Here is a 6,813-nt window from a genome sequence, read left to right as displayed (position 1 = left end):
CATCATGGAAGCACTTGTCATTCACTCCCCCCTCGACCTGCGGGTCGAAGACGTTCCCACCCCCGCCGTGGGCCCCGGCCAGGTGCGCGTGCGGGTGCGCGCCGGCGGCATCTGCGGCTCCGACCTGCACTACTACCAGCACGGTGGTTTCGGCGCCATCCGCATCCAGCAGCCCATGGTGCTGGGCCACGAGGTGGCCGGTGTGCTGGACGAGGTGGCGCCCGACGTGAAGCACCTCGCCGTGGGCGCGCGCGTCGCGGTCAACCCCAGCCACGCCTGTGGGCAGTGCCGCTTCTGCCAGTTGGGCCTGCAGAACCACTGCTTGGACATGCGCTACTTCGGCAGCGCCATGCGCATGCCGCACGTGCAGGGCGCGTTCCGCCAGGAGCTGGTGGTCAACGCAGCTCAGGCCTATCCGCTGGCCGACGGCATCTCCGACGCCGAAGGCTCGATGGCCGAGCCGCTGGCGGTGGCGCTGCATGCGGTGAACCGCGCCGGCCCGCTGCTGGGCCGCAAGGTGCTGATCACGGGCTGCGGCCCCATCGGCGGCATGTTGATCATTGCCGCACGCCGCGCCGGCGCGACCCACATCGTGGTCACCGACGTGGTGCCACAACCGCTGCGCAAGGCGCTTGCCGTGGGCGCCGACCGGGTCATCAACGTGGCCGACGCGCCCGGTGAGCTGGCCGACTACGCCGCTGAAAAAGGCCAGTTCGACGTGCTGTTCGAGGCCAGCGGCAACGCCAGCGCGCTGCGCGCCGCCTTCGATGTGGTGCGCCCGCGCGGCCTGATCGTGCAGCTCGGTCTCTCGGGCAGCGAGCTGACCCTGCCGTTCAACACCATCGTGGCCAAGGAGTTCGACGTGCGCGGCGCCTTCCGCTTCCACGAAGAGTTCGGCGTGGCGGTGTCGCTGATCAACCAGCGGCTGGTGGACCTGAAGCCGCTGGTGTCGGCCACTCTGCCCTTCCGCGACGCGGGCCGTGCGTTCGCTCTCGCCGCCGACCGCACGCAGTCGATGAAGGTCGTGCTGAGTTTCGAATGAACACACCGAGCCAGGCCCTCGACGTCATCACCATCGGCGAAGCCATGGTGCTGTTCGCGGCCCAGCAGGCCGGCCCGCTGGACGACGCCAGCTCGTTCGCCCGCACCACGGCGGGCGCCGAGCTCAACGTCGCCATCGGCCTGGCGCGCCTGGGGCTGCGCGTGGGCTACCTCACCCGCCTGGGGCAAGACCTGTTTGGCCGCCACATCGCCGTCGTGCTGACGCGCGAAGGCATTGACCGCCAGCAAGTGGTGATGGACGCCGAGCACCCCACCGGCTTCATGCTGAAGTCGCGCAGCGACGACGGCAGCGACCCGCAGATCCAGTACTTCCGCAAAGGCTCGGCGGCCAGCCACATGCAGGTCAGCGAACTCTCCAGCGCCTGCTGCACCAGCGCCCGGCACTTGCACCTGACCGGCATCTTTGTCGGCGTCACGCCCTCGACCCGCGAGGTGGTTTTCGAGCTGGCGGCGCGTGCGCGCGCGGCAGGCCTGTCAATCTCGTTCGACCCCAACCTGCGCCCGGCCCTGTGGCGCTCGAAGAACGAAATGGTGGCCTGTCTCAACGAGCTTTCAACCTTCAGCAGCTGGGTGCTGCCCGGGCTCGAAGAAGGCCGGCTGCTGACCGGGCGCGACAGCGTGCAGGGCATCGCCGACTTCTACCTGGAGCGCGGCGCGAAAGGCGTGGTGGTCAAGCTGGGCGCCGAAGGCGCTTTCTATGCGACGCCGGCCGAGCGCGGCCACGTGGCCGGCGTGCCGGTGGCCCGGGTGGTGGACACGGTGGGCGCCGGCGACGGCTTTGCGGTGGGGGTGATTTCGGGCCTGCTCGAAGGCCTGACACCCGCCGCCGCCACCGCGCGCGGCAACGCCATCGGCGCCCGCGTGGTGCAGTTCCCGGGCGACGCCGACGGCCTGCCCACGCGCGCCGAACTCGACACTCTGCCGAAGGCTTGAAACACATGGGCTCATCGATCGTCATCATGGGCGTCTCGGGCTGCGGCAAGTCCAGCCTGGGCGCCGCCGTGGCCGAGGCGGAAGGCCTGCCGCTGATCGAAGGCGATGACCACCACAGCGAACAGAGCCGCACCAAGATGAGCCAGGGCATCGCCCTCACCGACGAAGACCGAGACGGCTGGCTCGCCTCGCTGGGCGAGCACCTGCGCGCTGCACCCCACGGAGCGGTGCTCACTTGCTCGGCGCTCAAACGCAAGTACCGCGATCACCTGCGTGCCGCGGCCCCGGGCTTGCGTTTCGTGTTTCTGGACCTCACGCGGGAGGAGGCGCAGGCCCGAGTGTCGTCGCGCTCGGCCCACTTTTTCTCGGCCAGTCTGGTGGACAGCCAGTTCGCCGCACTGGAGTCGCCGGTGGGGGAGCCTGGCGTGCTGCGGGTGGACGCGACCCATGCCCCCCAGGTGCTTCAGGCCCAGGTCGGTGCCTGGTTGCGAGCGGAGCGCACCGCCTCATAGCGCGACCCGCCTGGCTGCGGCTCACTCCAGTCCCAGCACCCGCTCCAGCTCGCGCCGCATCACGCTGCGGTCCACGTCCACGCCGGTCCAGAGCCGGATCGCAATCGCGCCCTGGTTCACCAGCATGCCCAGCCCGTCGAGCACGGTGCAGCCCGCCGCTTCGGCGGTGCGGATCAGGTGCGTGCGCGGCGGGTTGGGAATCGCGTCGGCCACCACCATGCCGGGGCGCAGCGTGGCCCAGTCCACGTCGAGCTGGTCGTCCACCCCCGGGTACAGCCCGATGGACGTGGCGTTGACCACGATGCCGGTGCCTGGCGGGATGGGCATGGCCGGTTGCCAGTGCAGGTACTCGGCACTGGCCGCGGTTTTGGCGGTGATGAGGTCGGCCAGTTCCTGCCCGCGCAAGCGGCCGCGGTTGACCACGGTGATGTGCGCCGCGCCGGCCAGGGCCAGCTCCACCGCCACGGCGCGCGCGGCGCCGCCGGCACCGAACAGCAGCACGCGCTGCCCCTCGATCTCGCACACCGGGCGCAGCGCTTCGATGAAGCCCTGGCCGTCGGTGTTCTCGCCGATCCATAGGCCATCTCGTTTCACCACCGTGTTGACCGCACCGATGATCTCGGCCGAGGGCGCCAGCCCGCCGAGGTGCTCGATCACCGTGATCTTGTGGGGCAACGAGCAGTTGAACCCGGCCCAGCCCATGGCGCGCGCGCCGCGCACGGCCGCGGCCAGGTGCTCGGGTGCCACCTCGCAGTTGACGTAGCGCCATTCGAGCCCGTGGTGCCGGTAGGCGGCTTCGATCATGGCCACGGTCGGATTCTCGGCCGCGGGCTGGGCGAAGCAGCCGGTGAGCGTGTGCAGGAAGTTCGGCGTCATGGGGGACCTCCAGGGGATGGCCGGTCAGTGTGCCGCAAGGCAGCCCCGCCGCACCAGCCCCCGGGATTTAGCGGCCCGAAACACAAACTTTGCACCACCACTTAGGGTAAATCCCAGCCTTCAAACGCAAGAGAGTACAAGTTGACCCACATACCGTACAAATTCTGCAGCGGTCGATGGTGAGAATTCCCTCACGGTCCAAGATGATCGTCGATCGAGAAACCACCATCCTCACCAGGAGACAAACCGTGAAATTCCGCCTCGCTTCCGTTCTCACCGCCGCGCTCATGAGCGCCGGCATGGCGCACGCCGCCACCGAACTCGTGATCGCCACCGTGAACAACGGCCACATGATCGAGATGCAGAAACTCGGCAAACACTTCGAAGCCGCCAACCCCGACATCAAGCTCAAGTGGGTGACGCTCGAAGAAGGCGTGCTGCGCCAGCGCGTCACCACCGACATCGCCACCAAGGGCGGCCAGTTCGACGTGATGACCATCGGCATGTACGAGACCCCGATCTGGGGCAAGAAAGGCTGGCTCACCGAGCTCAAGACCGACGCCGCCTACGACGTGGACGACCTGCTGCCCGCCATGCGCAACGGTCTGTCGGTGAACGGCAAGCTCTACGCCGCCCCGTTCTACGGCGAAAGCTCGATGCTGATGTACCGCAAGGACCTGGCCGACAAGGCCGGCGTCACGGTGCCCGAGCGCCCGACCTGGACCCAGATCGCCGATCTGGCCAAGAAGATCCACGACCCCAAAGCTGGCGTGTACGGCATCTGCCTGCGCGGCAAGCCGGGTTGGGGCGACAACATGGCTTTCCTGACCACCCTGGTGAACACCTTCGGCGGCCAGTGGTTCGACATGAGCTGGAAGCCGCAGCTGGAGAGCAAGCCCTGGAAAGACGCGATCACCTTCTACGTGGACCTGCTGAAGAACTACGGCCCGCCCGGCTCCAGCGCCAACAGCTTCAACGAGATCCTGGCGCTGACCAACTCGGGCAAGTGCGGCATGTGGATCGACGCCACCATCGCCGCCTCGTTCGTGAGCGATCCCAAGCAGTCCAAGGTGGCCGACCAGATGGCCTTTGCCCAGGCGCCCACGCAAGTGACGCCCAAGGGCGCGAACTGGCTCTGGGCCTGGTCGCTGGCCATTCCGGCCGGCTCGCAGAAGGTGGACGCGGCGCAGAAGTTCGTCAGCTGGGCCACCTCCAAGGACTACATCAACCTGGTGGGCAAGACCAACGGCTGGGGCACCGTGCCCACCGGCACGCGCAAGAGCACCTACGCGAACGCGGACTTCCTGAAGGCCGCGCGCTTCGCACCGGCGGAAAAGCTCGCCATTGACACCGCGAACCCGAACGATTCGACCCTGCCCAAGAGCCCGTACGTGGGTGTGCAGTTCGCCGCCATCCCGGAGTTCCAGGCGATCGGCATCGCCGTGGGCCAGCAGATGAGCGCCGCCCTCGCCGGCAAGACCACGGTGGACGCGGCGCTCAAGGCCGGCCAGGTGGCGGCTGAGCGGGAGATGAAGAAGGCGGGCTACTACAAGTAAGCCTGGCCGCGCGAAGGCTGTTCACTCCCTCTCCCGCATGCGGGAGAGGGTTGGGGTGAGGGTCTTCGCGCCACCAGCCCTCACCCCGGCCCTCTCCCGCACGCGGGAGAGGGAGTTTGATTCCCTTGCTTCCGTCGCCTCCAGGGTCTCCCATGAACCGCCTCATCCCCCGACTGCTGCTCACGCCCGCCGTCGCCACGCTCTTCCTCTGGATGATCGTGCCGCTGGTGATGACGATCTACTTCAGCGTCATCCGCTACAACCTGATGCAGCCCGACCAGACCGGCTTCATCGGTCTGGAGAACTTCGAGTACTTCGTCACCGACCCGTCCTTCGGCACAGCGGTGCTCAACACCTTGCTGCTGCTCGGCAGCGTGATCCTGATCACCGTGATCCTTGGCATCGCCATTGCGTTGCTGATCAACGAGCCCTTTGCCGGCCGCGGCCTGGTGCGCGTGCTGCTCATCTCCCCCTTCTTCGTCATGCCCACGGTCAACGCGCTGATGTGGAAGAACATGATGATGAACCCCATCTACGGCGTGCTGGCCCAGGTCTGGGCCTTCTTTGGCGCCACCCCGGTGGACTGGCTGACCGACCACCCGCTGTTCTCCATCATCGTGATGGTCTCCTGGCAGTGGCTGCCCTTTGCCACGCTGATCTTCATGACCGCGCTGCAGAGCATGAACCGCGAGCAGCTCGAAGCCGCGCGCATGGACGGCGCCACCTACGGCCAGCAACTGCGCTACCTCTACATCCCGCACCTCGGCCGCTCGGTGGCGGTGGTGGTGATGATCGAAATGATCTTTTTGCTCAGCGTGTTCGCCGAGATCTACACCACCACCGGTGGCGGCCCGGGTGACGCCAGCACCAACGTGGCCTTCCTGATCTTCAAGCAGGCGCTGCTGAACTTTGACGCGGGCGTGGCCTCGGCCGGTGCGCTGTTCGCCGTGCTGCTGGCCAACATCGCCGCGATTTTCCTGATCCGCATGGTCGGAAAAAACCTGGACAAGTGAGATCAACCCATGGCACGCCAATCCACTTTCACCCCCGCGTACGCGGTGCGCACCGTCGCCGCCTGGGCCGTGGCCCTGCTGCTGTTCTTCCCGCTCGGCTGGCTGCTGCTGACCGCGTTCAAGACCGAACTGCAGGCCATCGCCATCCCGCCGGAGCTGTTCTTCACGCCCACGCTGGAGAACTTCCACGAGGTGCAGGAACGCAGCGACTACCTGCACTACGCCTGGAACTCAGTGGTCACCAGCGTGGTGTCCACCCTGCTCGGCCTGGCCATCGCCGCGCCCGCGGCCTACGCCATGGCCTTCTTCAAGGGCCGACACGACAAGGACATCCTGATGTGGATGCTGTCGACCAAGATGATGCCGGCCGTGGGTGCGCTGGTGCCCATCTACGTGCTGGCGCAGAAGAGCCACCTGCTCGACACGCAGCTCGCGCTGATCATCGTGTTCACGCTGTCCAACCTGCCCATCATGGTGTGGATGCTGTATTCGGCCTTCAAGGAAATTCCCAACGAAATTCTGGAAGCCGCGCGCATGGACGGCGCCACGCTGTGGCAGGAGGCCACCAAGGTGCTGCTGCCGCTGTCGCTCGGCGGCTTCGCCTCCACCGGTCTGCTGTGCCTGGTGCTCTCGTGGAACGAAGCCTTCTGGAGCCTGAACCTCAGCTCGGCCCAGGCCGGCACGCTCGCCACGCTGATCGCCAGCTACTCCAGCCCCGAAGGCCTGTTCTGGGCCAAGCTCTCTGCCGCCTCGCTGATGGCCATCGCGCCCATCGTGATCTTCGGCTGGTTCAGTCAAAAGCAGTTGGTCCAAGGCTTGACCTTCGGCGCAGTCAAGTAACCCTCCTTCGAGAAACACACC

Annotated in this window: 7 protein-coding genes; 6 read left to right on the top strand and 1 reads right to left on the bottom strand. The window is 67.0% G+C overall.

The features are described 5' to 3' along the window. Window positions 1–4: 4 nt before the first annotated feature. From B0E41_RS04630 to B0E41_RS04620, 3 genes are read left to right on the top strand one after another with little or no spacing between them, the layout of a single operon-like run. Window positions 5–1,042: an L-idonate 5-dehydrogenase gene (locus B0E41_RS04630; RefSeq protein WP_171984663.1), complete on the top strand. Its 1,038-nt coding sequence runs from the start codon at window positions 5–7 to the stop codon at window positions 1,040–1,042. Continuing rightward, window positions 1,039–1,995, top strand: a complete 957-nt coding sequence (locus B0E41_RS04625) for a sugar kinase (RefSeq protein WP_077329331.1) — start codon at window positions 1,039–1,041, stop codon at window positions 1,993–1,995. The genes B0E41_RS04630 and B0E41_RS04625 overlap by 4 nt, the downstream gene beginning before the upstream one ends. 5 nt (window positions 1,996–2,000) lie before the next feature. After that, window positions 2,001–2,507 (top strand): gluconokinase, encoded by a 507-nt coding sequence (locus B0E41_RS04620; protein WP_253194612.1) that lies wholly within the window; start codon window positions 2,001–2,003, stop codon window positions 2,505–2,507. Between the two features lie 21 nt (window positions 2,508–2,528). Here the strand turns inward: B0E41_RS04620 and aroE are convergent, their stop codons facing one another. Next, window positions 2,529–3,383 (bottom strand): shikimate dehydrogenase, encoded by an 855-nt coding sequence (gene aroE, locus B0E41_RS04615; protein ID WP_077329329.1) that lies wholly within the window; start codon window positions 3,381–3,383, stop codon window positions 2,529–2,531. A gap of 299 nt (window positions 3,384–3,682) precedes the next feature. Between aroE and B0E41_RS04610 the strand changes: the two genes are divergently transcribed. The 3 genes from B0E41_RS04610 (at window position 3,683) to B0E41_RS04600 (ending at window position 6,792) form a co-directional block, all read left to right on the top strand. Then, window positions 3,683–4,939: a sugar ABC transporter substrate-binding protein gene (locus B0E41_RS04610; RefSeq protein ID WP_216350728.1), complete on the top strand. Its 1,257-nt coding sequence runs from the start codon at window positions 3,683–3,685 to the stop codon at window positions 4,937–4,939. A 152-nt stretch (window positions 4,940–5,091) separates the two neighbouring features. Beyond that, entirely contained in the window at window positions 5,092–5,952 is an 861-nt protein-coding gene (locus B0E41_RS04605) for a sugar ABC transporter permease (protein WP_077329327.1), read from the top strand. A 9-nt stretch (window positions 5,953–5,961) separates the two neighbouring features. After that, the gene (locus tag B0E41_RS04600) at window positions 5,962–6,792 is read left to right on the top strand and encodes a carbohydrate ABC transporter permease (protein WP_077329325.1); all 831 of its coding nucleotides are present in this window, start codon (window positions 5,962–5,964) and stop codon (window positions 6,790–6,792) included. Window positions 6,793–6,813 lie beyond the last annotated feature (21 nt).

The sequence above is a fragment of the Hydrogenophaga sp. A37 genome, assembly GCF_002001205.1.
Classification (GTDB): domain Bacteria; phylum Pseudomonadota; class Gammaproteobacteria; order Burkholderiales; family Burkholderiaceae_C; genus Hydrogenophaga.
The sequence above is the reverse complement of the archived record's forward strand: the minus strand, read 5'-3'. Positions and strand labels throughout refer to the sequence as shown.

What these genes read in the sequence shown, in the direction of transcription:
- B0E41_RS04625 (WP_077329331.1), top strand. Translation starts at nt 1,039, where the DNA reads ATGAACACACCGAGCCAGGCCCTCGACGTCATCACCATCGGCGAAGCC.
- B0E41_RS04620 (WP_253194612.1), top strand. Translation starts at nt 2,001, where the DNA reads ATGGGCTCATCGATCGTCATCATGGGCGTCTCGGGCTGCGGCAAGTCC.
- B0E41_RS04605 (WP_077329327.1), top strand. Translation starts at nt 5,092, where the DNA reads ATGAACCGCCTCATCCCCCGACTGCTGCTCACGCCCGCCGTCGCCACG.
- B0E41_RS04600 (WP_077329325.1), top strand. Translation starts at nt 5,962, where the DNA reads ATGGCACGCCAATCCACTTTCACCCCCGCGTACGCGGTGCGCACCGTC.
- B0E41_RS04630 (WP_171984663.1), top strand. Translation starts at nt 5, where the DNA reads ATGGAAGCACTTGTCATTCACTCCCCCCTCGACCTGCGGGTCGAAGAC.
- B0E41_RS04610 (WP_216350728.1), top strand. Translation starts at nt 3,683, where the DNA reads ATGGCGCACGCCGCCACCGAACTCGTGATCGCCACCGTGAACAACGGC.
- aroE (WP_077329329.1), bottom strand. Translation starts at nt 3,383, where the DNA reads ATGACGCCGAACTTCCTGCACACGCTCACCGGCTGCTTCGCCCAGCCC.